Source organism: Moraxella catarrhalis, assembly GCF_001656295.1.
Classification (GTDB): Bacteria; Pseudomonadota; Gammaproteobacteria; order Pseudomonadales; family Moraxellaceae; genus Moraxella; species Moraxella veridica.
The window spans coordinates 18,385-41,918 of the sequence record NZ_LXHE01000010.1; the positions used below are offsets into that span (position 1 = coordinate 18,385).

Annotated in this window: 20 protein-coding genes; 6 read left to right on the plus strand and 14 right to left on the minus strand. The window is 45.2% G+C overall.

The window, feature by feature from the left end; all coding sequences use genetic code 11:
- Positions 1-46: 46 nt before the first annotated feature.
- On the minus strand, positions 47-1,060 hold the full coding sequence (locus tag AO382_RS04935) for an aspartate carbamoyltransferase catalytic subunit (RefSeq protein WP_064618664.1): 1,014 nt from the start codon (positions 1,058-1,060) through the stop codon (positions 47-49).
- Positions 1,061-1,393: 333 nt separating this feature from the next.
- Between AO382_RS04935 and AO382_RS04940 the strand changes: the two genes are divergently transcribed.
- From AO382_RS04940 to AO382_RS04950, 3 genes are all read left to right on the plus strand, one after another.
- A complete protein-coding gene (locus tag AO382_RS04940) occupies positions 1,394-2,392 on the plus strand; it encodes a class 1 fructose-bisphosphatase (protein WP_064618666.1) in 999 nt (332 codons plus the stop codon).
- A 127-nt stretch (positions 2,393-2,519) separates the two neighbouring features.
- Entirely contained in the window at positions 2,520-3,296 is a 777-nt protein-coding gene (locus tag AO382_RS04945; RefSeq protein ID WP_064611816.1) for a TrmH family RNA methyltransferase, read from the plus strand.
- The gene (locus AO382_RS04950) at positions 3,293-4,138 is read left to right on the plus strand and encodes a metallophosphoesterase (RefSeq protein WP_064618668.1); all 846 of its coding nucleotides are present in this window, start codon (positions 3,293-3,295) and stop codon (positions 4,136-4,138) included. The genes AO382_RS04945 and AO382_RS04950 overlap by 4 nt, the downstream gene beginning before the upstream one ends.
- A gap of 70 nt (positions 4,139-4,208) precedes the next feature.
- Here AO382_RS04950 and AO382_RS04955 read toward each other — a convergent pair whose 3' ends face one another.
- Together AO382_RS04955 and AO382_RS04960 are read right to left on the minus strand one after the other, a co-directional pair.
- Positions 4,209-5,138, minus strand: coding sequence for an electron transfer flavoprotein subunit alpha/FixB family protein (locus AO382_RS04955; RefSeq protein ID WP_064618670.1), 930 nt, complete (start codon positions 5,136-5,138; stop codon positions 4,209-4,211).
- 31 nt (positions 5,139-5,169) lie between these two features.
- Positions 5,170-5,919, minus strand: a complete 750-nt coding sequence (locus AO382_RS04960) for an electron transfer flavoprotein subunit beta/FixA family protein (RefSeq protein ID WP_049236567.1) — start codon at positions 5,917-5,919, stop codon at positions 5,170-5,172.
- A gap of 216 nt (positions 5,920-6,135) precedes the next feature.
- Between AO382_RS04960 and AO382_RS04965 the strand changes: the two genes are divergently transcribed.
- Positions 6,136-7,056: a DMT family transporter gene (locus AO382_RS04965; RefSeq protein ID WP_064611779.1), complete on the plus strand. Its 921-nt coding sequence runs from the start codon at positions 6,136-6,138 to the stop codon at positions 7,054-7,056.
- On the opposite strand, the gene hutI is transcribed toward AO382_RS04965, so the two are convergent.
- The 6 genes from hutI to AO382_RS04995 all read right to left on the minus strand — a co-directional run bounded on the left by hutI (position 7,043) and on the right by AO382_RS04995 (position 16,957).
- Positions 7,043-8,281: an imidazolonepropionase gene (gene hutI, locus AO382_RS04970; protein ID WP_064618672.1), complete on the minus strand. Its 1,239-nt coding sequence runs from the start codon at positions 8,279-8,281 to the stop codon at positions 7,043-7,045. The genes AO382_RS04965 and hutI overlap by 14 nt on opposite strands.
- Before the next feature lie 106 nt (positions 8,282-8,387).
- Positions 8,388-9,392 carry a formimidoylglutamase gene (gene hutG / locus AO382_RS04975; protein ID WP_064618674.1) on the minus strand — a complete coding sequence of 335 codons (1,005 nt, stop codon included), beginning with the start codon at positions 9,390-9,392 and terminating at the stop codon, positions 8,388-8,390.
- Between the two features lie 46 nt (positions 9,393-9,438).
- Positions 9,439-10,995, minus strand: a complete 1,557-nt coding sequence (gene hutH, locus AO382_RS04980; RefSeq protein WP_064618676.1) for a histidine ammonia-lyase — start codon at positions 10,993-10,995, stop codon at positions 9,439-9,441.
- A gap of 18 nt (positions 10,996-11,013) precedes the next feature.
- Complete coding sequence (locus tag AO382_RS04985; RefSeq protein ID WP_064618678.1) at positions 11,014-12,333, minus strand: YjiH family protein; 1,320 nt, start codon at positions 12,331-12,333, stop codon at positions 11,014-11,016.
- Between the two features lie 108 nt (positions 12,334-12,441).
- Complete coding sequence (gene hutU, locus AO382_RS04990; protein WP_064618680.1) at positions 12,442-14,169, minus strand: urocanate hydratase; 1,728 nt, start codon at positions 14,167-14,169, stop codon at positions 12,442-12,444.
- A 163-nt stretch (positions 14,170-14,332) separates the two neighbouring features.
- The gene (locus AO382_RS04995; protein ID WP_064618682.1) at positions 14,333-16,957 is read right to left on the minus strand and encodes a bifunctional aconitate hydratase 2/2-methylisocitrate dehydratase; all 2,625 of its coding nucleotides are present in this window, start codon (positions 16,955-16,957) and stop codon (positions 14,333-14,335) included.
- 412 nt (positions 16,958-17,369) lie between these two features.
- On the opposite strand from AO382_RS04995, the gene AO382_RS05000 reads away from it, so the two are divergent.
- Positions 17,370-17,792 (plus strand): pilin, encoded by a 423-nt coding sequence (locus AO382_RS05000; RefSeq protein WP_064618684.1) that lies wholly within the window; start codon positions 17,370-17,372, stop codon positions 17,790-17,792.
- A gap of 100 nt (positions 17,793-17,892) precedes the next feature.
- Here AO382_RS05000 and rplS read toward each other — a convergent pair whose 3' ends face one another.
- The 4 genes from rplS to rpsP all read right to left on the minus strand — a co-directional run bounded on the left by rplS (position 17,893) and on the right by rpsP (position 20,111).
- The gene (gene rplS / locus AO382_RS05005; RefSeq protein ID WP_064611789.1) at positions 17,893-18,264 is read right to left on the minus strand and encodes a 50S ribosomal protein L19; all 372 of its coding nucleotides are present in this window, start codon (positions 18,262-18,264) and stop codon (positions 17,893-17,895) included.
- 135 nt (positions 18,265-18,399) lie between these two features.
- Entirely contained in the window at positions 18,400-19,152 is a 753-nt protein-coding gene (gene trmD, locus AO382_RS05010) for a tRNA (guanosine(37)-N1)-methyltransferase TrmD (RefSeq protein WP_064618710.1), read from the minus strand.
- Positions 19,153-19,213: 61 nt separating this feature from the next.
- Complete coding sequence (rimM, locus tag AO382_RS05015; protein ID WP_064611813.1) at positions 19,214-19,765, minus strand: ribosome maturation factor RimM; 552 nt, start codon at positions 19,763-19,765, stop codon at positions 19,214-19,216.
- A 97-nt stretch (positions 19,766-19,862) separates the two neighbouring features.
- Positions 19,863-20,111, minus strand: coding sequence for a 30S ribosomal protein S16 (gene rpsP / locus AO382_RS05020; RefSeq protein WP_064611790.1), 249 nt, complete (start codon positions 20,109-20,111; stop codon positions 19,863-19,865).
- 232 nt (positions 20,112-20,343) lie between these two features.
- Here rpsP and AO382_RS05025 point away from each other — a divergent pair, with 232 nt between their 5' ends.
- Positions 20,344-21,774, plus strand: coding sequence for an ATP-binding protein (locus AO382_RS05025; RefSeq protein WP_064618686.1), 1,431 nt, complete (start codon positions 20,344-20,346; stop codon positions 21,772-21,774).
- Here the strand turns inward: AO382_RS05025 and AO382_RS05030 are convergent.
- Entirely contained in the window at positions 21,761-23,461 is a 1,701-nt protein-coding gene (locus tag AO382_RS05030; protein WP_201030218.1) for an ATP-binding protein, read from the minus strand. The genes AO382_RS05025 and AO382_RS05030 overlap by 14 nt on opposite strands.
- Positions 23,462-23,534 lie beyond the last annotated feature (73 nt).

Sequence of the window (23,534 nt, forward strand, 5' to 3'; positions counted from 1 at the left end):
AAAAAATAAAAAAATAAAAAGTAAAAAATAAAATAAAAAATCCATCTTAGTTGTAAGGTTTAAAATAGCCTGCTTGTCGTTGTCCTGCCATCGCCATCGCCATCACTGCCATACGCACCGCAATGCCGTTATTGACCTGTTTTAAAATCACCGACTGACTACCATCTGCCACGCTTGATGCAATCTCTACACCACGGTTCATAGGGCCTGGGTGCATGATGATGGCATTGGGCTTGGCAAGCTTAACACGAGCCTCGGTGATGCCATACATTTTAAAATATTCAGAAGTTGATGGCAAAAGTGGTGAGCCGATGCGTTCATTTTGAATGCGTAAGCCAATAATCACATCAGCATCTGCCACGCCTTTATCAATGTCATCAAATACCAAGACGCCATAGCGTTCAATGCCTTTTGGTAACAAAGTCTTGGGGGCGATGACACGAATGTCCTTGACCCCCAGCGTCTGTAGCGCTGAGATGTCTGAACGCGCGACGCGGCTGTGCTTGATGTCGCCAACAATCGCCACAGAAAGTTCATCAAAGGGCTTATCTGCTTCACGGTAAATGGTGAGCATGTCAAGCATCGCCTGCGTTGGGTGGGCGTGCCAGCCGTCGCCTGCGTTGATGATGGCAACATTGGGGGTAACCTCGGTCGCCATATAATGGGCCGCCCCACTGGCAGAATGACGCACCACAAACATATCGGCACTCATCGCCTCCAAATTCCAAAGGGTATCACGCAAAGTCTCGCCTTTGTTGGTGCTTGAACGCGCGATGTCAAGGTTTAGCACATTAGCACCCAACCGTTTTTGGGCAGCCTCAAAGGTGGTGCGAGTGCGTGTGGAATTTTCAAAAAACAAATTCATCACCGTCTTACCAGACAGCTCTGTGGTGTTAATCAGCCTGCCATCTTCATCAAAATAGCCCATCGCCTTATCGATGATGCTCTCAAGCTGCCGTCTGCTCAGCCCCTCCACACCGATAAAATGGCGGATACCGCCATCATCAGCGAGCTGAGGCTGTGCGAGCTGAGCATTTAGGCGAGCTTGAATGGTGATCATGGCGGTTTTCCTTATCAATTATCTAAAAAGTTTCATTTAAAATTTGATACCTAGTGACGAGGCGCAGCCCCTGATATTCACTTGATCAAATAAAAAAATAAATTAAGCCATTTTAGCAAATTTTTTGGCTTGAAAACAACGATATTTTTCTTTGATACATCCATTGAATCGATTTTTAGTGGTTGGGCTATTTATTAATTTTACTAACAATAAAATTATTTATTTTTATCACGCATCAACTGACACAGCCCCAAAAATCATGTTAAAATAGCACAAAATCACAGCGCGCTCTTAGCCTTTTGCTAAGCCATGCCGTCATTGAAGGATACATTTATGATGACTTTGACTCAATATTTACAATCACAGGCAAGCGCTGAGCTTGCCAGCACCATCGATACCTTAGCAAAGAGCAGTATCGCCATCAGTGCCTTACTTGATAAAGGGGCGTTGGCAGGCATTCATGGCGAGACTGGCAATGAAAATGTGCAAGGCGAAGCCCAAAAAAAACTCGATGTCATCTCTAATGATCTGCTGCTTGATGCGCTCACCCAAAACCCGCACTGTGCAGGCGTCGCCTCCGAAGAGCTGGATGAGATCAGCCCTGCCAATGATCAAGGCACGCTGCTTGTCACTTTTGACCCTTTGGATGGCTCATCAAATATTGATATCAATATGACTGTGGGCACGATTTTTTCTATTTTGCCGCATCCGCGCGTCGGCAGCCAAGCCACCGAAGCTGATTTTTTACAACCAGGCGTTCAACAAGTAGCGGCAGGCTATTTTATTTATGGCACCAGCACCATGCTTGCGATGACGCTGGGTCAAGGCGTCGTGATGTTCAGCTTTGATCCAACCAGCCAAGAGTATTTGCTGATTAATGATCAAGTCACCATCAGTCAGACGACTGCCGAATACGCCATCAATGCGTCAAATTATCGCTACTGGCTTGATCCGATTAAAGAATACATTGATGGCTTGGTCGCAGGTGATCTGGGCGTGCGTAATAAAGATTATAATATGCGCTGGGTGGCGGCGATGATTGCTGATGTGCATCGGATTTTGATTCGTGGCGGCGTATTTATGTACCCATTTGACACCAAAATCGCAGGTAAGGCAGGTAAGCTGCGCTTGATGTATGAAGCCAATCCGATGAGCTTTATCATTGAGCAAGCTGGCGGCGCAAGTACAGATGGCGTTGAGCGTATCATGGAGATTCAGCCTAGCCACATCCATCAGCGCATTCCTGTGGTGCTTGGCGCCAAAGAAGAAGTAGACTATGTCAAAGATCTGCACGCCAAGGCAGGCATTTTGGCGAATGGCGATCCAGTATAACCCATCCAAAAAGTCGCCATGAAGGCGGCTTTTTATTCACTGAAGGCTGTCGCAGCTTTGATGTTCCTAATGTTGGCGTTTTATAGTGCCATGACGCCCCTAACTTTTGAGTCAAATTTATCATACTATGATCATCACCTCTCCCACCAATCCCACTGTTCGCCACGCCCAAGCCTTACTCACGCAACACCGCACCCGCAAAAAAAGCGGGCAAACGGTCATCGAAGGCGTGCATTTGCTAGATGCTTATGTTAAGCAGGGACTCACGGTTAATAAGCTTTTGGTTAGCCAAAGTGCCGCAAGCCATCACGAAGTCTTGCCTTTACTGAGTCATGCTGAGCATAAGGACATGATTGTCATTGCCGATACTCTCTACAAACAAATTCGCACCCTAGGCGATGGCATCGACATGATGGCGATTGTTGATATTCCTGATCTTGATTTGGTCAATATTCAGGCAGACTGCTTGATTTTGGATGGGCTACAAGATACTGGTAATATCGGTACGCTGCTGCGCACCGCTTCTGCTGTCGGCATCCAATCGGTAATCACCACGCCACACACCGCCCACCTTTGGTCACCCAAGGTGCTGCGGGCAGGCATGGGCGCTCATTTTTCTTTATCGATTTATGAGCACATCACTACCGATGAAATCTTACAAAAAGTGCAAACGCCCTTTTATGCCACCAGCTCTCACACCGACACGGTCATTTATGATCATGACTTGACTCAGCCCATCGCCTGGGTGCTTGGGCACGAAGGTCAGGGCGTGAGCGATGACTTTTTAAAACATGCAACGCCCATCGCCTTGCCACAGCCAGGCGGGCAAGAAAGCCTGAATGTCAGTATCGCAGGATCCGTGTGCTTTTATGAAATGCTGCGCCAGCGGAGATACCCAAGATGAGTGTTGTCAAACAGTGGCAGTTTTGGGTTCTTATTCTCTTTATGATTGGGGTTTTTGTGATTGCCAGTAGTACCAAAATTCTGGTGCAAAAATACACTTGGCAAGGCGCATCCAGCTCGGCGACCAAGACTTTATCCGCTGCGATCATCACCGATTTGCACAGCTGTTTTTATGGTGATCATCAGCATGAGATCATGGATATCTTAAGAGCACAAAAGCCTGATATCATTCTTTTGGGCGGGGATATTTATGACGATGATTTGGCGCACACCCACGCCGATATCCTACTGTCACAACTTGGATCGGTCAGTCGCCATATTTATTATGTCAATGGCAATCATGAGCTGTATATGCCAAGCTTGGAGTACCAAACCGTCCTCGATAAAATCCAAAGCTATGGCATCCAAATTCTCCACGGAACGGGCGTTCAGCGATTAAACGATTCGCCAATCTCAGTCTGGGGTGTGGCTGATCCAGTCAGTGGCGAATTTGACACTCAGCTAAACACTGTCGGCACGCTTGCCAATCCAGATCATATTAATATTTTGCTCAGTCATCGCCCTGAGCGTGTGAGCGACTATGTCCAATATCCCTTTGACATCGTGGTCAGCGGCCATGCCCATGGCGGTCAATGGCGATTACCACCTTTGATTAATGGGCTGTTTGCGCCCAATCAAGGGCTGTTTCCAGCCTACGCTGGCGGTCAATATCAACTTGATAATACAGACCCCAACAGATCAAGTGAGCTCATTGTCAGTCGTGGCTTAGCAAAAGAATCAACCCGATTTGTCCCACGCATTTTTAATCGTCCAGAAATTGTATTTTTGGACATTCATTATTAATATTTTATATCTAAAAAAATACATCCAATCAAATGACTGGATGTATTTTGGCTGTGAAAAATATGGTGAATTATAATTTTTCAGTCAGCTCAGGAACGATATTGTACAAATCACCTTCCAAGAAGTAGTCAGCAACTGACGCGATTGGCGACTCTGGATCGTTGTTGATTGCCACGATGGTTTTTGAGTCTTTCATACCTGCCAAGTGCTGGATCGCACCAGAGATACCGATTGCGATGTATAGATTTGGGGCAACGATTTTACCCGTCTGACCAACTTGCATATCATTAGGTACAAAGCCTGCGTCAACTGCAGCACGGCTCGCGCCCACCGCTGCACCAAGCTTATCAGCCAAAGGCTCGATGTATTTGGTGAAGTTTTCACCACTGGCAAGCGCACGACCGCCTGAAACGACGATATTGGCTGAAGTTAGCTCTGGGCGATCAGACTTAGCCAGCTCTTCTTTCACAAAGCTTGATTTACCAGCATCTTCGGCGATGTCCACTGCCTCAACAGAAGCACTGCCTGTCAATTCTGCTGGCTCAAATGCGGTGCCACGCACCGATACCACCAATACATTTTCGCTTGATTTCACGGTAGCAATCGCGTTACCTGCATAAATTGGGCGCTCAAAAGTATTGGCATCTACCACAGCGGTAATGTCTGAGACCATGCTCACATCCAAAAGCGCTGCTACGCGTGGCAAAAAGTTCTTGCCAGTAGTCGTCGCAGGCGCCACGATATGGCTATAATCACCCGCCAAATCTTTGACTAGCAAAGTAACATTTTCTGCCAACTGATTGGCATAGGCAGCGTTATCCGCGACCAATACCTTGCTTACGCCTGCCACTTTGGCAGCTTCTTCTGCCACAGCTTGGCAATCAGCACCTGCTACTAGCACATGGATATCACCACCCATCTGCGATGCAGCGGTTACGGTCGACAAGGTCGCTGACTTTAGTTCTTTATTATCATGCTCTGCATATACTAAAATTGTCATAATTTTTTATCCTTAAACTTTGTAATGGGTATTAAATAACGCGCGCTTCATTTTTTAGCTTGTCGATCAACTCATCAACCGATGACACCTTAACGCCTGCTGAACGCTCTTTTGGTGCAGATACTTTGATGGTTTCAAGCTTAGAAGTCATTTCCACCCCAAAGTCTGCAGGTGATTTGGTATCAAGTGGCTTTTTCTTAGCCGCCATGATATTTGGTAGCTTAGGGAAGCGTGGTTCATTCAGACGCAAGTCAGTAGTGATCACTGCAGGTAGTGATAGCGCCACCGTCTGAAGACCGCCGTCGATTTCGCGCGTGACATTCACTTTATCACCTTCAACCACAACTTCAGAAGCAAAGGTACCTTGACCCACGCCCATCAGCGCTGCAAGCATTTGACCTGTTTGGTTATTATCGTCGTCAATCGCCTGCTTACCCAGTAGTACAATCTGTGCACCTTCAGCTTCTGCCACACCTTTTAGGATTTTGGCGACTTGTAGCGGCTGTGCTTTGGCGTCAGTTTCAACCAAAATACCGCGGTCGGCGCCCAATGCCAATGCTGAGCGGATTTGCTCTGAAGACTGGCTGGTGCCGATAGAGACAGCGATTACTTCGCTTGCGACGCCTTTTTCTTTTAGGCGTACCGCTTCTTCGATGGCAATTTCACAAAATGGGTTAACGCTCATCTTAGCATTGGCAAGCTCTACACCTGACTCATCAGCTTTTACACGCACTTTTACATTGTGGTCAACGACACGTTTTACCGCGACTAATATTTTCATAGAATCCTCTTCTTTTGTTACATTAAATAAAAACACAGACCCTAATACAATACACATTCCGCGCGGTTTTGTAAACTACAGAACGTAAATTTTCGTTCAAAAAATGATAACTTTGACCAATGGGTCATTTTTGTAACAATATTTTGCTCCTTTGCAGTTCAGGCTTAATATTTTTTGATGATTCATCGCTAGGGTTTATAGATACCGCATGATACAATAGCGTTTTTGCCGTCTGCGCGGTGGTTTATGACTGTATTTCGCTCTTTATCTGATGAACAACAAGGCTATTTATTTACCTTTATCACCATGTGTATTTGGGGTGCGTTTGGGCTGATGGCTCGAATGAATGCCTATTGGCAGATTCAGATTTGGGATGTATTACTTCTTCGATTTGGTATCGCCGCCGCTGTGCTTTTGCCCATTTTATGGTGGAAAAAAGACTATCGCTTTCTTTTTGATTTTAAAATGGTAGTACTAGCTTTGACCGGTAGTATCGGCTATTGTGTGTTTGTTTATAGCGGATTTTTTTATGCCCCTGTGGCGCACGGCGTGGTGTTTTTGAATGGTACATTCCCGCTATTTGCCGCGCTCATCGGCTATCTGATGCTAAGACAGCCGATTGACAGACAGACCGGCATAGGTTTATCAATCATCGTGATAACTTTGCTATTTATGACCGTCAGCATGATCATTGGCGATGGGCACTTTGGGCGCGGCGATTTGATGTTTATTGCCAGTGGTCTATGCTGGGGGCTGTTTTCGGTACTACTGCGCAAATGGAGCTTTTCTGCCTGGCATATCATGTGCGGCGTCGCCATTTGGTCAGCGATCATTTATACGCTGATCTATGCCTGCTTTGTCACGCCAGCGTTCGATCAAGCCAAGCCTTTACACTTGGTATTTCAAGGGATATTTCACGGTATTTTTGTGGTCATCATCGCAACATTAACCTATGCCAAAGCGGTGGCACAAATTGGCATCTTTAAAGCAGGTAGTATCGCCAACTTAGCGCCCTTTATTGCCAGTATCATTGCAGTGCCGCTACTTGGAGAGATGCTAAATACCACCCTAGTCATCGGCTTGATTGGCATGGCATTGGGCGCTTTGCAGCCTTGGCGCTGGTTTATTGGGCGCTAAGATTATAACCCTTACCACCCACCAAAAGCGTTTGTAGGGTATTTTGCCCAATCAAATAACTCAAATCTGCAGGGCGGCTGATATCCCAAAAGGCGATGTCTGCATCAAACCCCACTTTGAGCTGACCTTTCTGATGCTCAAGCCCCAATGCTTTGGCGGCGTGGCGTGTCGTCCCTGCCAGTGCTTCTTCTGGCGTGAGCTGAAATAAAGTACACGCCATGTTCATCGCAAGCAGTAAAGATGTGGACGGTGATGTGCCAGGATTGCAGTCGGTGGAGACTGCCATAGAGACGCCCTGCTTACGCATACGATCTATCGGTGGCAGCTTGGTCTCGCGAAGGACATAAAACGCTATCGGCAAAAGCACGCCCACGACACCTTTATCCGCCATTTTTTCAATATTATTGTCATTAAGATATTCAATGTGATCAGCGGACAGCCCCTCATAAGCTGCCACAAGACCTGCACCGCCCATATCTGATAGCTGCTCGGCATGTAGTTTGACAGGCAAACCCAAGGACTGCGCCACATCGAACACTTTTGACACCTGCTCTGGACTAAACGCGATATTTTCACAAAATGCATCCACCGCATCCACCAAGCCTTCTTCATATAAAATCGGCAGCCACTGGCAGACTTGATCGATATACTCATCAGGCTGATCTTTATACTCTGGTGGCAGCGCATGGGCAGCCAGATAGGTTTTTTTGACTGTGATGCCGTAGTTTTTACCCAATGCTTGGGCGACTAAGAGCATTTTTCTTTCATTTTCCAAATCCAGACCATAGCCAGATTTGATTTCAATGGTTGACACACCTTGGCTGATCAAAGCTTGCAAGCGCTTTTCACTGGCTTGATAAAGCTCATCAAAACTCGACTGACGCACTGACTTGACCGTTGAGACGATGCCCCCGCCTTGGTTGGCGATGGTCTTATAATCCACGCCATTTAAACGCATCTCAAATTCATTACTGCGATTACCTGCATAGACCAAATGAGTGTGGCAATCAATCAAAGCAGGGGTGAGCCACTGATGATTGGCATCTATCACCTGATCAGCCGTCAGCCCTGCAGCCGAATGGGTGATATGCTGAATCTTACCTTCGCTGATTCCGATCGCGCCATCTAGGATCTGTCCATAAGGCGTCTGCCCACCAAAACCAAATTCATCATTCATGGTCGCCAAATTTGCATGAATGATCAACGTATCAAAATGAGTCATCATCTCCCCTTTATTACTATCTTTTTTAGATTTAAAATTTGTAAAATAACCGACCAATCACACATCAGACCATTTAGCTTAACATTAACAATACCAAATCAATCAAGCATCAGATTGTGGGATCATGCGATGTCAGCAATAGCTGTTCTACGCATACAGCCAATAGACGAGCAGCCACTTTTGCGCCTCGATCGTCAATGTCATAAGCAGGATTAAATTCCGCAAAATCAAGCACCTTGACTTTATTTGTATCAATGATCTTAGTAAGTAAAAACTCAAGCAAATCCAAGTCAATGCCTTTTGGATTAACAGCGCTGACCGCTGGCATCACACCCGCTGGCAAGCAGTCCAAATCGACGGTCACATACAGCACATCCACAGCCTCGATAAACTCCGCCAAGCGCTGCCAAATCTCATCATACGGCAGACGATGGCACTCATCATCACTAACGATGTCAACGCCAAGCTGATTGGCTTTATCAAACAAACTTGCGGTATTACCAAAACGGCTGATACCTACACAAAAATACGCAAAATCCTGACCCACCATCTCGCTGATTTGTAAAAATGGCGTACCTGAAGTGGCATACTCATCAGTGCGTAAGTCAAAATGCGCATCAAAATTAATAATACCAATCTTTTGGGAAGTATCTTTGAATTTCAAAAATTGATACAAGCCCAAAAAACTACCAAAAGCAATCTCATGCCCACCACCCAAGCCAATGGCGACCGAGTTTTGAGCCAAAATCTCAGTCACTTTGTCGGCATACAGTGCTTGGGCGGACTCAAGACTATGCGGCATGATTTGTGCAAAATCTTCACAAACAATCTCGCCTGCATCCCCGACCAAGTGATTTAATTGACCATACGCATCTTGGATGTCTGGCGTTATAGGAAGCTTGGCAAAAAATTGGCGGATTTTGGTAGGTCCAGAGATTGCCCCAATGCGTCCAAGATTACGCTTCACACCTTCATGACTGGCAAAACCAATCAATCCAATGCGCTGATAATCAAAACCTTGCACCATCTGATGCCAGTATAACGACCTGTCCGACTCTAAAGGATCGCTGCGTCCAGTATAGTCACTGGCAACAAAAGAAACAAAATCCACCATGATAAATTTTTCCAAATTAAATTATAAAATGATCACACGCATTAAATCATGCATTCACATACCAGTCCGATCTTAGCTCCGACCAGCTCTCTAACAGCTCGCCTGATAACACCATTTGCTTGGCATGTTCGATATCACTGGCAAAGTAACGATCTTTATCATAAAAATCAACCACAGCACGCAGCTGACTGTGCACCTGAGAGATTTTTTGTGATGTTGATAAGCCATTATGGATATGAAAATCCACACCTTGAGCCGCGGCAAGCAGCTCAATTCCCACCACTGTGGCGGTGTTGTGTGCCATCTCATACAGACGACGAGCAGCAAAAGTCGCCATAGACACGTGGTCTTCTTGGTTGGCACTGGTTGGTATGCTGTCCACGGAGGCAGGATGCGCCAAAGATTTATTTTCACTGACCAAAGCCGCTGCCGTGACATGAGCGATCATAAAGCCTGAGTTTAAGCCTGCATTTTTCACCAAAAATGCTGGCAGCCCGCCCGATAATGTCTGATCAATCAATAAAGAAACACGGCGCTCACTCATCGATCCGATCTCACTGAGCGCCAGCGCCAGCATATCAGCAGCAAAAGCCACTGGCTCCGCATGAAAATTACCCCCAGAGATCGCCACAGGCTCATCATCATGGAAAATCAGCGGATTATCAGTGACGGCATTGGCTTCAGTGAGTAAGGTTTTGCCTGCTTGGTTGATGATATCAAGGCACGCACCCATGACCTGAGGCTGGCATCTTAAGCAATACGGATCTTGCACGCGCTCATCATCTTGTGCGTGAGATTCTCGGATGGCGCTGCCCTCAATCAGTTCTCGATGAGTTTTGGCGATTTGAATTTGTCCGTAATGCCCACGCACTTCGTGTATGCGCGCATCAAAAGGCGCATCTGAACCACGCGCAGCATCGATAGACATACTGCCCACAACTGTAGCCGCCGCCAACAGATCTTGCGCCATAAAATAACCGCGTATCGCCAAGGCTGTTGAAACTTGCGTTCCATTAATCAGCGCAAGTCCTTCTTTGGCTGCCAGTTTGATTGGTGTTAAGCCAGCTTGAGCCAGCGCCTCTTTGGCAGATATGGTTTGACCATCCACCACCACTTGCCCTTCACCCAAAATTGCCAATGTCATGTGCGATAAAGGCGCCAGATCGCCACTTGCCCCCACCGAGCCTTTGGCTGGGATGATTGGCATGATGTCATGATTAATCAAACCCATCAAAGCATCAATCACCTCGCGGCGCACGCCAGAGCAGCCTTGGGCTAGGCTTGATAATTTCATCACAATGATCAAGCGGACGACATTGTCAGGCAGACGCTCGCCTGTGCCCACGCAGTGACTTAAAATCAAGTTTCTTTGTAAGAGTTCAAGCTCATCATCGGCGATGCGTGTTTTGGCAAGCAGACCAAAGCCTGTGTTAATACCGTAAGCGGCTTTGTCTTTTTTGATAATTGCTTGAACCGCTTCATGCGATCGATCAATTTGAGCATAATTGTCAGGATCAAGCGTGATAGTCACTGGATTATTATAAATTTTGCGAAGCTGATCAAAAGTCAGCCGACCTGCTGAGAGAAACACCGTATTTTTCATGAAAATATCCTTAATTAATTAATAGATCCAGCCCAAATGTATCGCCAAATGACCAAATGCGCAAGCAAATAAAATACTCAATGCGACGCGTATGAACCAGATTAAGACCATTTGAGCGACAGACAAAGGGATTTTGGTTGCCAATACACAAGGCACCATGCCCGAAAAAAATACCACCGAAGAGACCGACACTACTGCGGTCACATAACGGGTCAAGACATCGTTTTGAGCCAATAAAAGCGCAGGCAAAAACATCTCTGCCAGCCCAGAAGACAAGCCTTTGGCAGCGCCCATAGGATCGGACAATCCCCCCAGCCAAGTAAACGGCACCAAAGCCAAACCAAGAATGTCAAAGACGGGCGTGTACTTTTCTAATAATAACCCAAATAAGCCAATGGCAATGATGGCAGGCACGACCGCTGCAGACATTTGGATGCCATCCCAAAGATTTTGCCCCAAAACTCGATACAGCGGCGGCGCACTTTTGGCGGTCTGGACACCTGTTTGCCATGCTTGACTTAGGCGTGATTGATTAAAATCAATTTCATCAGTAATGGTTTTTTGATCATCCATATTTCTAATGGGCGGCAGCCGAGCTGTGATCGCTGTCACCAAAAAAGTAATGACCAGACACGACCAAAAATACACATTCCAAAACGGCATCAATTCCAAAGTCTTAGCGACAATCACCACAAATGCTGTCGAAACCGTCGAAAATCCAGTGGCAATGATCGCCGCTTCTTTGGCAGAGTACGCCCCTTTGAGATACACACGATCCGTAATCAAAAGACCGACAGAATAACTGCCCACAAATGACGCCACAGCATCTATCGCCGATGATCCTGGAGTCCGCCAAATCGGTCTCATCACAGGCTGCATGATTACGCCCATCATCTCAAGTAAGCCAAAAGCAATCAAAAAGGACAGCATGAGTGCGCCAATGGGAATGATCATACCAACTGGCAACGCTAATTTTTCAAACAAAAATGGCAGCATGTCTTTGGTCATCAGCATGTCAGGCGCAGTGCCTGTCACATACATGACCGCCAAGACCAAACCCAATACCTTAAACGCACTTAAAACCACATTGGTCGCATTTGAGCGCCATGTTCCAGAAACAAACGGCTTGGCAACGCCATAAATCATAAGTAAAAATAACAAAATGACAGCCAAGGTACGCTGCTCGTTCACCAAGTAGCCAGCCATATGATCAAAAGCAATGGTGCGCTTGCCACCGATGGTGATCGGCACAAAAAACAGCGCAATGCCCAATAGGCTAAATCCAGTCATCTGTATGACGGCTAAGGTGTTTGACTTATAATGGTGGTTGTTATTCATTTTTTTCCTTAAAACAGACAATTCCTTTGAGCAATATTTATAGATCAAAACACATCAGGGCAAAAGGCAATCGATCGCCTTTTGCCCTGAGTTTTATTAATCCAAAGATTAAGACTCTAGCATCGGCAACTTTAATCCATAATTTTTGGCAGTTTCAATGGCAAGCTCATAGCCAGCATCGGCATGACGCATCACACCACTGCCACAGTCATTCACGAGCACATTAGCCAAGCGCGCGGCAGCTTCATCCGTACCGTCAGCGACAATCACCATGCCAGAATGCTGAGAGTAGCCCATGCCGACACCCCCGCCATGGTGCAAAGACACCCAAGTAGCACCACCTGCCACATTCAGCATACCATTTAATAAAGCCCAGTCAGACACCGCATCCGTCCCGTCTTTCATCGATTCGGTTTCTCGGTTGGGGCTTGCCACAGAACCCGTATCTAGGTGATCTCGCCCAATGACAATCGGACCTTTTAGCTCGCCGTTTTTCACCATTTCATTAAACGCCAAGCCTGCTTTGTCTCGCTCGCCAAGACCAAGCCAGCAGATACGCGCCGGCAAACCTTGAAAATGAATGCGATCTTTTGCCATATCCAGCCAGTTATGCACATGCTGGTTATCAGGGAACAGCTCTTTGATCTTTTGGTCGGTCTTGTAAATGTCTTCTGGATCGCCAGACAATGCAACCCAGCGAAACGGACCTTTACCTTGACAAAATAACGGACGGATATAAGCAGGGACAAAGCCAGGGAAATCAAAGGCATTTTTCACCCCTTCATCAAAGGCGACTTGGCGAATATTATTGCCATAGTCAGTGGCAGGCACGCCCATGGCTTGTAGGTCGAGCATGGCTTGTACATGCACCGCACACGACTTGGCAGCTGCTTGGGTCAATTTTTCGTGTTGGCTTGGATCGGCTTGTGCCGCCTTCCACTCATCAACCGTCCAGCCGATTGGCAAATAGCCATTGATCAAATCATGGGCGGATGTTTGGTCAGTGACAAAGTCAGGCTTAAAGTGCTTGTTGTCACCAGCGTTTTTGGCGCGTTTAACAATTTGTGGTAAAATTTCGGCAGCATTGCCAAGTAAGGCAATCGATACCGCTTCGCCTTTGTCGGCATGCTCTTTGATGAGCTCATAAGCGTGGTCAAGATCACGGGCTTGCTTATCCACATAGCCTGTACGCAAGCGAAAATCAATGCTGGATTGCTGGCATTCGATATTCAGTGACACAGCCCCTGCAAAGGTCGCCGCCAGTGGCTGAGCGCCGCCCATACCACCAAGCCCTGCAGTCAAAATCCAGCGACCCTTCCAATTATCAGTGCTTTTATCTTGACCATGACCAAAATGCTGTCGTCCTGCTTCAGCAAAGGTCTCATAAGTGCCCTGCACAATCCCTTGTGTGCCAATATAAATCCAACTGCCTGCGGTCATCTGTCCATACATAAACAAATCTTTGCGGTCAAGCTCATTAAAATGCTCCCACGTCGCCCAACGTGGGACAAGGTTTGAGTTGGCGATGAGTACACGCGGCGCATTCGCATGCGTATTAAACACGCCCACAGGTTTGCCAGATTGGATCAGCAAGGTTTGGTTATCTTCAAGTTCGGTGAGTGTCTCCAAGATTTTGTCATAACACTCCCAGTTGCGTGCAGCACGTCCAATGCCACCATACACCACAAGGCTCTGGGGATTTTCGGCAACATCAGGATGTAGGTTGTTTTGGATCATGCGATATGGCGCTTCGGTCAGCCAGCTTTTGCAAGTCAAGCTTGTGCCTGTGGGTGCTTGGATGACACGGCTGGTGTCAGTGCGAGTGAATTTGGTCATAATAATATCCTTTTTAATAGAATTTAACTTGATAAAAATGTTAATAAGTTGTATATACTAATAATAGCAAATAATAGTTGTCTATGCAAATTATTTTTTAAATTTTAAACGCAAAAAAATACCGTCATCATCAGATAACGGTATTTTGGATGGTTATGATATCTTAGCTAAGCTGAGCGACGTCGATTTTGTCAGCTTTACCAGTATAGTCAGCCATCTGATCAAAGTTCAGATAGTTATATACCTCTGCTTGCATGTTATCAAGCTTGCCTGCATATTTTTGATATTCTTCAACTGTTGGCAGTTTGCCGATAACCGCTGCTACAGACGCAAGCTCTGCAGACGCCAAGTAAACGTTAGCGCCTTGACCCAAGCGGTTCGGGAAGTTACGTGTCGAAGTTGAAACCGCTGTTGAGTTAGGAGCGATACGCGCTTGGTTACCCATACATAGCGAGCAGCCTGGCATTTCTGTACGTGCACCGGCTTGCGCATAGGTATTATAGTAACCTTCATCCATCAACTGGCGCTCATCCATCTTGGTAGGTGGCGCAATCCACATACGAGTCGTCAAGCTGCCTGCTGGTACTTCTGATAGAAGCTTACCTGCAGCACGGAAGTGACCGATGTTAGTCATACATGAGCCGATGAATACTTCATCAACCTTATCGCCTGCCACTTCAGACAATAGCTTAGCATCATCTGGGTCATTTGGGCAGCACAAGATCGGCTCTTTGATTTCAGATAGATCGATCTCGTAAACTTTGGCGTATTCAGCATCTGGATCAGCTTTCATCAGGCTTGGATTGTCAAGCCATTTTTGCATGTTTTCAGCGCGGCGAGACAAGGTACGCGCATCACCATAGCCTTCAGCGATCATCCACTTGAGCATAACAATGTTCGAGCGCAAGTATTCAGCGACTTTTTCTTCTGATACCGTGATGGCACAGCCTGCAGCCGAACGTTCAGCCGACGCATCAGACAGCTCAAATGCTTGCTCAACAGTCAGATCATTTTCCATTTCGGTCAGATCGATCTCAAGGATACGACCTGAGAAAATGTTTTTCTTACCTTTTTTCTCAACCGTTAGATCGCCTTCTTGGATGGCATAGTAAGGAATGGCATGAACCAGATCACGCAAGGTGATGCCAGGCTGCATTTTGCCTTTGAACTTAACCAAGACAGACTCTGGCATATCCAATGGCATCACACCTGTTGCTGCCGCAAAGGCAACCAAGCCTGAGCCCGCTGGGAATGAGATACCGATCGGGAAACGAGTATGAGAGTCACCGCCAGTACCCACAGTATCAGGCAGTAGCATACGGTTTAGCCATGAGTGGATGACGCCGTCACCTGGACGCAAGCTCACACCACCACGATTCATAATAAAGTCAGGCAAGGTATGATGCGTGACAACATCAATCGGCTTAGGATAAGCAGCGGTATGACAGAAAGACTGCATCACTAGGTCTGCTAAGAAGCCCAAGCAAGCCAAATCTTTCAGCTCATCACGAGTCATTGGACCTGTGGTATCCTGCGAGCCAACTGTCGTCATCTTAGGTTCACAATATGTGCCTGGGCGGATACCTTGACCTTCTGGCAAACCGCAAGCACGACCGACCATTTTTTGTGCCAAAGTAAAGCCTTTACCTGTATCAGCAGGTTGATCTGGGGTGCGGAACAAGGTAGATGGCTCTAGACCCAATGATTCACGAGCTTTGGTCGTCAAGCTGCGACCGATAATTAGGTTAATACGACCACCAGCACGCACTTCATCTAGCAGCACAGGCGTTTTAAGTGGTGATTCAGCGATTTGCTGACCGTCTTTAAAAGCAGTCACAACAGCAGTTTCGTGATTGATTTTCAGGGTAACTTCATCACCCATGTTCATCTCAGTAACATCAATCTCAACAGGCAGCGCACCCGCATCTTCCATGGTATTAAAGAAAATTGGTGCAATTTTTCCGCCTAAGCACACGCCGCCATCTTTTTTGTTTGGAATGTGAGGGATTTCATCACCAAAGAACCATAGCACCGAGTTGGTTGCAGATTTACGGCTTGAGCCTGTACCCACAACATCACCCACATACGCCACAGGATTGCCTTTAGCGATCAAGTCTTTGATCTGGGTAAGCGGACCTACAACACCTGGCTGCTCAGGCTCAATGCCATCACGCTCATTTTTTAGCATGGCGTTGGCGTGCAATGGAATGTCAGGACGGCTCCAAGCATCTTGTGCAGGTGATAGATCGTCAGTGTTGGTTTCGCCAGTCACTTTAAATACAGTGATGGTGATTTCTTCTGGTACTTCAGGACGGCTAGTGAACCACTCCGCCTCTGCCCATGATTCTAGCACAGCTTTGGCGTTGGCATTACCTGCTTTGGCTTTTTCTTCGACATCATGGAAAGCATCAAAAACCAACAAGGTTTTTTTGAGTGCTTCAGCTGCCAAGCCAGCCAACTCTTCATTATCAAGCAATTCTACCAGTGGCGCAACATTATAACCACCCAACATGGTGCCCAATAGATATACGGCACGCTCTTTTGAGATCAGAGGAGAGGTAGTCTCACCTTTTGCAATGGCAGATAAAAACGCAGCTTTGACATAAGCGGCTTGGTCAACGCCTGCTGGAACGCGATTTTCAAGCAAGTCCACCAAATAATCTTCTTCGCCTGCTGGTGGATTTTTTAGCAGCTCAACCAAATCGGCAGTTTGTACATCAGTCAATGGCTGTGGTGGCACGCCTAATGCTGCACGCTCTTCAACATGAGCTCTATATTGTTCTAACATAGCATATCCTCTTTTAAACTAAACGATCTTAATCGGTGCTTGTAAGTCAATGACCGTTCATTATACTTACAAGTGCCTAAAGATAACCTTACTTGTTTTTGAACATAAACAAGTGTTACTTTTCCACTTATAATAATAGCCCAAAACCGCGATAATTACAAAATATATCCCAAGATAATCGATATTTATTTAAAAAATATCCCATTAAATTAATAAATATGTCTAAACACCTGATACAGTATTGTAAATTTGATGGATGATGTATCCTTAGGCGATACCATATTACTCTTAAACTGATGATGCGGCTTGCAATATCATATTGATGACCAAGTAGTTCATTTTCAATAATTTTTTATTGTATATTGATAAATGGTATGGCAAAATGAGCACTTTTAATTTTTTGGATAAGTTTATGAAGGCACAGCAAGGGTTTACCCTAATAGAGCTGATGATTGTGGTATTGATTATTGGCGTTTTAGCGATGTTTGCCATACCTCAATATCAAAAGCACACCATTACCGCTCAAGTTAATCGTGTGATGATGGAAACCAGTCAGCTACGCACTGCTGTTGAAATGTGCTTGCTTCAAGGTCTCAACGCTGAAAATTGTAAAGCAGATACAATAAATAGTGACTTGATGCAAGGCAACAAGCCAACTGTTACTTTACCAAATAATGAAGGCAATACTAAAAGCACCATTAAAGCTGTTTTTGGCGGTAATGCCGCCAGTGCCCTACATAATAAACAATTAACCTGGAAGCATACTTCCAAAGATGGATGGAAATGTGAAACCGATGTAGATGATGATTTTAGACCAAAAGGCTGCAGCAAATAAAGCGTGACGCCATCCGAATGCACTCTAGAAATTAAATAAGACAATAAATAAAAATCCCCAAGCCTGAACTTGGGGATTTTTGGACATGGTAGAGAGCAGATTATTCTGCGCCTTTACGCGCACCCAATTTTTCTTTGATACGCGCAGATTTACCTGAACGCTCACGCAAGTAGTACAATTTGGCACGGCGAACATCACCACGACGCTTCACTTCGATGCTAGCGATCAATGGTGAATGTAGTTGGAATGCACGCTCAACACCAACACCGCTTGAGATTTTGCGAACGGTGAATGCAGAGTTTAGACCGCGATTACGCTTAGCGATGACAACGCCTTCAAAAGCCTGTAAACGCTCACGATCGCCTTCACGAACCTTCACTTGAACAACAACAGTGTCGCCTGGTGCGAAAGCTGGGTGGTTTCTTAGTTGTGCATTTTCAACAACTTGTACTAAAGGATGTTTGTTACTCACAAGATTTCTCCTGATAATCATGGCAGAGGCTAAAACTTTCTTGCAAAACACAAAGTTAAGCAATGGTTAAAAAGTCGCATACCATCGTTAATAAAGCGGCATCACGCACGCTACATCTGAACCATACAGATTTAATTAATCTTCCAAGTCTTTTAGCCACTTGGCTTGCTGTTTATTGGGTTGAAAGTCTTCCCAAAGCTCTGGGCGACGTGCCTTGGTACGCTTAACTTGTTCTAAAAAACGCCATTTGGCAATATTGGCATGATGCCCAGAAAGTAAGACAGATGGCACCGCTTCGCCATGAAACTCAAGTGGCTTGGTATAGTGCGGACAATCCAAAAGCCCATCAACAAACGAATCTTGCTCGGCGGACAGATCATCACCCATGACCTTAGGTAATCGACGAATCACGCTGTCCATCAAGACCATGGCAGGCAGCTCACCGCCCGTCAGCACATAGTCGCCAATGGAGATTTCTTTGTCCACATAGCGCGTAATGAGCCGCTCATCAATCCCTTCATACCGACCGCATAATAATATCATGCCATCCAAACTTGGCATGCTAGCCACCAAAGGCTCGCTCAAAGTCTCTCCTTGCGGTGAGAGATATACCACAGGGCATTGACCATTGTGGATGTCACAGCCTGCCTGCTTAGCCAAATCTTGAGCATGTATGATCGCTTTTTCAAGTGGCTCTGCCATCATGACCATACCAGGACCACCTCCAAATGGGCGTTCGTCAATCCGACGGTAATTATCGGTGGTAAAATCCCTTGGGTTAATCACGTGGATAACCACTTGTTCATTTTTGACCGCGCGGCCTACCACGCCAAAGTCTTTGATGGCGCTAAACATCTCTGGCAGAATACTGATCACCGCAAAAAACACAGCAGCCACCCCAAATGCTTATGAGTTTCAATCCCTAAAAAGGATTAAAAATGACAAATAATTAATAATCAGATCCCCAAGCGACAAGCATGGTTTTATTAGGCAGATCAACCGAGAGCACCACATCGCTATGCCAAGGAATCAAGCGTGCCTCATCATCAATACTTTGAGGGGTTGGCTTTAGCGAGATAATTTCGTGCGCACCCGTCTCAAACATCTCTTTGATGATGCCAAGATTTTCACCTTGTTCATTAATGACGGTAAGCCCGATCAAATCTGACCAATAATATTCATCATCGGCAAGCTTAGGAAAGCTGTCTTTAGAAACCCAAATGGTTGTACCATTCATGGTTTCAGCGACATTACGATCAGCAATCTCAAGAAAACAAGCCACCAGCCCTTGACCTTGCACACGCCAATCTTTCACGGTGATCGGCTTAAAGCCTGTGGCAGTTTTCATCCACCAAGGCTGCATCTCAAAGATACTGTCTCTTTCATCCGTCTCACTAAAAACCCAAAGCCAACCTTTGATGCCATAAGGTTTTTTTAAGGTGGCAATCTTAACCAGTTCTGAAGCCTCAGGGGCAACGGTTTTAGAAGAGTTTGCTTTTATAGTCAAGGTGGTGATCGCTTACTGTAAAATCGTGATAAATAAATAACACAAAACGGTTTACGCTCCCATGAACGCAAACCGTAAGATCAAAGCGCGATTAAGCTACTTTGTTCAATGCTTTAACAATTGAAGCAACACGCTCTGTTGGCTGTGCACCTTTGGCAATCCAAGCATTATAAGCTTCTAAATCAATGCGGGTTTCAACTTCTTGACCTCGTGCCATTGGGTTAAAAAAGCCGATTTTCTCGATAAAACGACCATCACGAGATGCACGCTTATCAGCAACAACAACTTGATAAAATGGACGCTTTTTTGAACCGCCACGAGCTAGACGAATAACTACCATGATAACTCTCTTTTATAAAATAAAAATCTAAAAATCATTTGCAAGAATTAGAGCATGGTACAGATTCGATATTAATGAGGATGAGCCGTTCGAACCTGAACCACTAAAAGATTAATTATAACAAGAAATTACTCAAGTTAAAAGCAAAAAATGAATTTTTATCAAAATTTGCTTAAAAAGCTCGGTTTAAGCTGTGTTAAAATACGCTTGGGCAAATCATAGGCAGTTAGTCATGAATAAAAACACGAATAAAAAATTTCGAATTTTTTTAGCAAAAATTAATTATAAACTGTATTCAAATACACTGCAAACATTGCTCATGGTATGCTTTATTGTCTTGGTTAGCGTTGCATTATCCATATCATTATTTTGGAGAAGCCTTTATTTGCCTGAGCTTAAAAACCATGCCAGTTATTTATCCACTGAAATTAAACTACTAACCTCAGTGGGCGATGAATGGCATGATAATCCTGAATTTATGCAATGGCTAACAGATAATACGCACATTGAAATCATCACCAACCCCCAAGATTTTCCAAGCGTCACCGATAAACCTGTGGTTGTTTATCTTACCCAAATTATGGCAGAAGAAATATCGCAATCACTTGGTCGTGAGGTGGAAGTGTATTTTAAATTCAAACCCACCCCCAAACTTTGGATTCATGACAGCGCCCATCCTGATATCTGGATTCGTGAGCCGATGATGTATTATTCACAGTACAGCACAGGCGTTATTTACGGATTTTTATTTGGCTTGCCACTACTGACTATTATGACTATTTTAGTTTTGGTACGAGGACTAAACCGTCCTTTAAAAAAATTAGAGCGTGCTGCAAACAATTATATCCTTCATGGTCACGCAACCACCTTACCTACCCAAACAGGACCCAATGAAATTCGCAAAGCCAATACAGCATTTAATCGGCTCTTTACAACACTCAATCAAGCTCAAAAAGAACGCACTATTATGCTTGCAGGTATCAGTCATGATTTGCGAACACCTTTAACTCGTATGCGGTTGACCGCCGAGATGCTACCTGATGAATTTTTCCGTGAGGGTTTGGTCTATGACATTGAAGATATGGATGCCATTTTAGAACAATTCATCTCTTTTATGAAAGATGGTTCTGATGAGCCTGTCAAACCAACCAATTTGGATGCCATATTCAAAGAAATTATGGTTCAGTTTGATGGCGTGAGATTTTTATATGAGTCTACAGTGGCTCAGTCGGTTCCTGTCAGACCCTTGTCAATCAAGCGACTTATTGTCAATTTGGTCAATAACGCCATTCGCTATGGGGAGCAACCAATACATTTGATCGCAACAATCACACCCCCAGCTCAAAACATACAAAATGATCATATCTTTGATCACTACCCGACGCTGATTTTATGCGTCAAAGATGAAGGCGAGGGTGTGGCAGAAGATCAGCTTGAGCGGATCATGCAGCCGTTTGAGCGCGGTGAGTCTGCTCGTACCACACAAGGTAGCGGTCTGGGCTTGGCGATTGTCAGCCGTATTGCCCATCTTCATCAAGGCGTGGTTGAGGCCATCAATCATCCCAATGGCGGACTACAAGTTTGCGTCAAAATCCCTTTGATAACCCAAATTAATGATACGCCAAATGATGATTTTGACACTACGCCAATCAATCCAACGTAGCGCCCTTTTGATGAATGGTTTTTTCAACTCTATCTTGGGTTAGCTCATCGGCTGCGACCACGACGCCCACTTGTTTAACAGGCCATGTCATGATAAATCTTGCGCCATGCAGCGTTGGGCTTTCGTCTACCGATAGATTTGCATTGAACCAAAAAGCAATTCGGCTAACGATGGATAAGCCCAAGCCATATCCACCCGATGCCCGAGTTCTGCTATCATCTAATCTGGCAAATGGGATAAAGACTTTTTCACGATTTTCTTCTGCAATGCCATGCCCATCATCTTCAACGCTGATGAACGCCTCACCCTTGACAACGCCAGCGCTTAACATAACAGTTGATTGCGCGTAGCGAAGCGCGTTACCCACCAAATTCTGAACCACACGGTGTAGATACCGCCTATCTGCCATCGCCACAGCTTTCGCAGGCGGTAATTTACAAATCAGTTGAATGGGCTTGCCTAATGCATTGGTTTCACGCTCAATTTGCTCAATCAGATCACGCAAATTCACCATTTCCCAATCAAGCTTCGGAGAACCCTCCTCAAGCTTTGCGTAAGTCAAAATCTCATCAATCAATTCATTGAGCGACTCAATATCTTCATCAATAAACTGTCTTTGCAGCTGCCGAGAGTCTTCATCGTCTGTATCAGCCAGCATATCGCCCGCAAAGCGAATGCGTGCAACAGGTGTTCGCAGTTCGTGTGATACCGCTCGAGTAAGCTCTCTTTGTGATTCAATCAAGCGTTTGATGTGTTCTGTCATGGCATTAAATGTCATTGACAGTCTAGCAATGTCATCTTGTCCCACTACTTGAACTTTGGTATCAAGATTACCCTGAGCCACACGATTAACACCAAGCTGTAGCAACTGAAGACGCCTTTCTAAAGGAAAAATCAAGGCATACACGCCAAGTGCAATCAATAAAACACAAATCAGTGCAACACTTGCCAAAAGATTCAGCGGAAACCAATTAAATAAAGCCACAGGTCCAACCACGATCACTTCATCTTCAACTTCTGAAGCGACAATAAATGAGATGGTCGAATCTTGACCTCGAATTCCATCTTGATAAGAAATGACCAATTCATCCCGTTTTAGTCTGGCGATTTGATCATGGTCAAGGTACAAATTATTGATGGACTGTTGATAAATCGGATAACTGAATTTTTCACTCAAATATTCAAGGCGAGCCTGTTTTTGCTCATAACCATGAAAATACGATAAATCATCTAACAAAAAAATCGTCATTGCGCGTACTTGACGCTCACCAACCTGAGTCAATTTGACCGTCAAAATCTCATCGGTACCCTCAAGATGATGGTAAAATGTCGATTGATTGGTGTAAGGATCGTACCGTACGACAGTTTTTGCCTCTTCAATGCGACGCATTTCTCTGGCTTTAAACTCAACAGAATCCATGGGAATAATTTCAAAATTACTCCCAAATAACGCACTGATATCATTTAACCAATAATTTTTTTGGGCGTTGGTTTCTTGATGAATGGCACTTTGACCAATCAAATAAAAAACGCCCGTTGCCACTGTTTCTCGATAAGACTGAGCCCGTTCTTGGTTGATGGTATCTACCAATAGATAAGCAAAAAAAGCAACAGATAAGCAGACAAGCAAAAGTCCTGCATAAATTCTAAAAAAGATACTTCTTTCTGCAAAACTAACCAAAGTCATATCAAACAGCGCCTGATAAAATGAAAGCCAGCAACAGCTGGCTTCGCACGCATCACTTTGTCGAAACAAGATG

What these genes read in the sequence shown, in the direction of transcription:
- AO382_RS04935 (WP_064618664.1), bottom strand. Translation starts at nt 1,060, where the DNA reads ATGATCACCATTCAAGCTCGCCTAAATGCTCAGCTCGCACAGCCTCAG.
- AO382_RS04940 (WP_064618666.1), top strand. Translation starts at nt 1,394, where the DNA reads ATGATGACTTTGACTCAATATTTACAATCACAGGCAAGCGCTGAGCTT.
- AO382_RS04945 (WP_064611816.1), top strand. Translation starts at nt 2,520, where the DNA reads ATGATCATCACCTCTCCCACCAATCCCACTGTTCGCCACGCCCAAGCC.
- AO382_RS04950 (WP_064618668.1), top strand. Translation starts at nt 3,293, where the DNA reads ATGAGTGTTGTCAAACAGTGGCAGTTTTGGGTTCTTATTCTCTTTATG.
- AO382_RS04955 (WP_064618670.1), bottom strand. Translation starts at nt 5,138, where the DNA reads ATGACAATTTTAGTATATGCAGAGCATGATAATAAAGAACTAAAGTCA.
- AO382_RS04960 (WP_049236567.1), bottom strand. Translation starts at nt 5,919, where the DNA reads ATGAAAATATTAGTCGCGGTAAAACGTGTCGTTGACCACAATGTAAAA.
- hutI (WP_064618672.1), bottom strand. Translation starts at nt 8,281, where the DNA reads ATGATGACTCATTTTGATACGTTGATCATTCATGCAAATTTGGCGACC.
- hutG (WP_064618674.1), bottom strand. Translation starts at nt 9,392, where the DNA reads ATGGTGGATTTTGTTTCTTTTGTTGCCAGTGACTATACTGGACGCAGC.
- hutH (WP_064618676.1), bottom strand. Translation starts at nt 10,995, where the DNA reads ATGAAAAATACGGTGTTTCTCTCAGCAGGTCGGCTGACTTTTGATCAG.
- AO382_RS04985 (WP_064618678.1), bottom strand. Translation starts at nt 12,333, where the DNA reads ATGAATAACAACCACCATTATAAGTCAAACACCTTAGCCGTCATACAG.
- hutU (WP_064618680.1), bottom strand. Translation starts at nt 14,169, where the DNA reads ATGACCAAATTCACTCGCACTGACACCAGCCGTGTCATCCAAGCACCC.
- AO382_RS04995 (WP_064618682.1), bottom strand. Translation starts at nt 16,957, where the DNA reads ATGTTAGAACAATATAGAGCTCATGTTGAAGAGCGTGCAGCATTAGGC.
- AO382_RS05000 (WP_064618684.1), top strand. Translation starts at nt 17,370, where the DNA reads ATGAAGGCACAGCAAGGGTTTACCCTAATAGAGCTGATGATTGTGGTA.
- rpsP (WP_064611790.1), bottom strand. Translation starts at nt 20,111, where the DNA reads ATGGTAGTTATTCGTCTAGCTCGTGGCGGTTCAAAAAAGCGTCCATTT.
- AO382_RS05025 (WP_064618686.1), top strand. Translation starts at nt 20,344, where the DNA reads ATGAATAAAAACACGAATAAAAAATTTCGAATTTTTTTAGCAAAAATT.
- AO382_RS05030 (WP_201030218.1), bottom strand. Translation starts at nt 23,461, where the DNA reads ATGACTTTGGTTAGTTTTGCAGAAAGAAGTATCTTTTTTAGAATTTAT.